Below are 985 nucleotides of genomic sequence, written 5' to 3'. Positions count from 1 at the left end.
GCTAACCTTTTGGGGGCAGCGGACCACGGTAGGATCAGCGACTGGGGTGAAGTCGTAACAAGGTAGCCGTAGGGGAACCTGCGGCTGGATCACCTCCTTTCTAAGGATGTTCCTAGCCAGTTGAGCATGCTCAACTCGTGGAACACTTAGCAGACCGGCAAACAAAGCCGGTCAATATATAGAACCGAGCCGTCCTCATATCTCTTCAGAAATAGGTCCTGCGCTGAACGCGTGGGTCTCAATAGTTTGGGGCCTTAGCTCAGCTGGGAGAGCGCCTGATTTGCATTCAGGAGGTCAGGAGTTCGATCCTCCTAGGCTCCACCAAGCTTGGCCGCGAAGCGGACGAGCGTAGCCCTGGCAGCATATCCGAAGGATGTGCGAGAAGGGCAGGGCCAGCCACAAACCAGGTCTTACTATCACACGCCTGCAGAACTCGCACATTGCTTCGCAATATGCTGTTTGTGCGACGTGCGCGCCTCCGGCGCACACTGGGTCGGTAGCTCAGGTGGTTAGAGCGCACGCCTGATAAGCGTGAGGTCGGAGGTTCAAGTCCTCCTCGACCCACCACCTCTCCTAGGGTGGTTAACGGAACATACCTTCAAGCACATACCGTGTGTTTGAACGTCTGTTCCCGGATGAAGCAAGCTTCATTCAATCCAGACGAATTGACATCGTAAAGAGAGATACTAACAACATGTTTGATCTCACCGCGTTAGGTGATGATCTCAGTTGCTGCCCTTCGGGGCCGGTGTTTGACGGGCTGTTTCCTCGGTCTTTCAAGCATATCGCGGCTGAAACGAATATGTTGTCCAAGTCAAGTACACTAACCAGAGCGGTGACGCTGCCTCCTGCACGGACGGCAGCTATCTGCATCGCTCATTGTCCAGACGACAGTCTGGGCGGGTAAAGTATGCTTTTGATGCAGAATAAGAGGATCAGTTTCTTACCAGCTTCTGATCTTCGCGCGAGGCGCTAAGTCTTGCTT

The 985-nt window shown here is 53.9% G+C and carries 2 tRNA genes and 1 rRNA gene; all 3 read left to right on the top strand.

The features are described from left to right. Window positions 1-100 (top strand): 16S ribosomal RNA (locus J7392_RS24125); the annotation flags it as partial. A gap of 148 nt (window positions 101-248) precedes the next feature. Next, window positions 249-324: transfer RNA gene (locus tag J7392_RS24120), tRNA-Ala, on the top strand. A gap of 166 nt (window positions 325-490) precedes the next feature. Next, window positions 491-567, top strand: a tRNA-Ile gene (locus tag J7392_RS24115). Window positions 568-985: the final 418 nt, after the last annotated feature.

The organism is Sulfitobacter sp. R18_1, from assembly GCF_017743915.1.
GTDB lineage: Bacteria > Pseudomonadota > Alphaproteobacteria > Rhodobacterales > Rhodobacteraceae > Sulfitobacter > Sulfitobacter faviae.
The sequence above is the reverse complement of the archived record's forward strand: the minus strand, read 5'-3'. Positions and strand labels throughout refer to the sequence as shown.